We start from the raw sequence: 1805 nt of genomic DNA on the forward strand, positions 1-1805 counted from the left end.
CCTGATTTCATTGTACGGCTGGGGGTTTTTTCTTGTCCATAGCTAGAAGCTCTTTAGAACCCCTCGCATAGCAAGGGGTTTTCAAAAGATACAAATCAAAAAATCCAAAACACTGCTAGATCAACGTTTTGGATTTTTTGATTTTGTTAAAAGGCGATTTTAAGTAGCTATCTAAAATCCCTATGTTTATTGTAGTTTTTTATATTTGGATAACCATCACGGAGTGGTATTTTCTGGGTTTATTCCAATGAACCTTATTAGACGAAACAGATTTAGGGTTCACCAATTCCCATTGCAAATAAAGCCAATAAGATTCCTAAAATAGATAAAATGCCATAAGTATTGATTAGAAAATATATATCAGCATTTGGACCTCTTTTTTACAGGAAATAACAATACTTATTAATACAAATAATATAGATATGACACCTAAAATCTTTCCTGCTTGTCTTTTATTTAAAACTATCTCCCCTTGTTAGTTCATAGCCATAATATAATACTTTTAACTTTTGCAAAGTTTATACATCGAACATAAAGTGAAATTTCTCTAAATATTATTACTAATTCCATTAGGAGGAAACTCTGCTCCATACTCACTTTTCAGAGCAAAAGAAAAACACCCCGAAGGATGTTAATTACTTTTATTACGGTTTAATTGGTTTTCAATACCAGCACGATCAATTTGTATCCAATATTCTGCTATTTTTTCATCTTCAATTCTATATATTGCGCTTGCTATTTCAATAACTAGAAGACCTGTTGGCTGAAAACCATCAACTTCCCCAACATGCGTACCAACTTGTTTCCAGCGTACATATACTTTATTCCCTTGTACCAAGAACTCTTGGATTTCTAATGAAAAATCGCCATATGCTTCTAGCATTTCTCTTACATGGTCTGCATAATCTCTCGGTGTTCTTATAACCGTTAATTCCTCTTCAGAAATAACTTGATGTGCCAATACTTGGTCTGCCATTAATTCAGTTGCGTAATCTGGATTATTCCCTGACCGTACTTCTTCAAAAAATTGCTTCACAATTTGCTCTGGTGTCATTTGAACCCTCCGCTATATTTTACTATACATTTTGGCGAGGTTAACGATATCTCGCCATACTTAATAATAATTCGAGAGGCAACAAATTGGAATCATATTCTATAAATAATACACTTAAAACCATACTAAACTCTACTCAGCAGATAGTACATGTATGACAACGCTCTTCAATAGCTCGAGATATCTACTAACCGAAAAACAGCTAAGATCTTTTTTATTTAATTGGCAGTTTGGCAGTTTTCAAAGCAAGATAAAGCTCTTCTACTTGTTACACAGTAGCGCATCGAGGGGATGTAATTCAATTCTTAGCTGTAGAGTGTGACGGCGCTGCGGCTTTTTTGATACAATTTAAATATATTACATAACGAGGTGAAATCATGGAAAACGAAAAATTAGTTTGTAAGGCTTGTGGTAGTGATTCCTTTACAACTGGGCAAGTTGGCGGTACTACCAGCCAAGGTAATATAAGACCAATAGGATCGATAATTGCAGTAGGTTCGCCTCTTCTTATGACTTTTTGTAAGAACTGTGGAGAAGTAGCTTCATTTAAAGTTGCAAAACCAGAATATTTTAAATAACTTCTTATAGTTTTATGAGTGAGGAATTATCGGAGATTTAAAAGACTTTAAAACATGGTGTTTTGAATTTTAAAAAAATCGTAAATTGCAATATCAAGTTAGACACTTTTTTTAATACATCCCATGTCCGTATATTTTCTGTTCCTTTTCACTTTCATGTTTATTGTCTGTCG

General features: G+C 33.6%; 2 protein-coding genes. One reads left to right on the top strand and one right to left on the bottom strand.

Features of this window, described 5'->3' with window-relative positions; genetic code table 11:
• Positions 1-631 precede the first annotated feature (631 nt).
• Complete coding sequence (locus ACQKIM_RS28050) at positions 632-1054, bottom strand: ester cyclase (protein ID WP_427550242.1); 423 nt, start codon at positions 1052-1054, stop codon at positions 632-634.
• A 377-nt stretch (positions 1055-1431) separates the two neighbouring features.
• On the opposite strand from ACQKIM_RS28050, the gene ACQKIM_RS28055 reads away from it, so the two are divergent.
• A complete protein-coding gene (locus ACQKIM_RS28055; protein ID WP_427550245.1) occupies positions 1432-1632 on the top strand; it encodes a hypothetical protein in 201 nt (66 codons plus the stop codon).
• The last annotated feature ends 173 nt before the right edge of the window (positions 1633-1805 follow it).

This window comes from Lysinibacillus sp. NPDC047702, assembly GCF_050272555.1.
Classification (GTDB): Bacteria; Bacillota; Bacilli; order Bacillales_A; family Planococcaceae; genus Lysinibacillus.

What these genes read in the sequence shown, in the direction of transcription:
- ACQKIM_RS28050 (WP_427550242.1), bottom strand. Translation starts at nt 1,054, where the DNA reads ATGACACCAGAGCAAATTGTGAAGCAATTTTTTGAAGAAGTACGGTCA.
- ACQKIM_RS28055 (WP_427550245.1), top strand. Translation starts at nt 1,432, where the DNA reads ATGGAAAACGAAAAATTAGTTTGTAAGGCTTGTGGTAGTGATTCCTTT.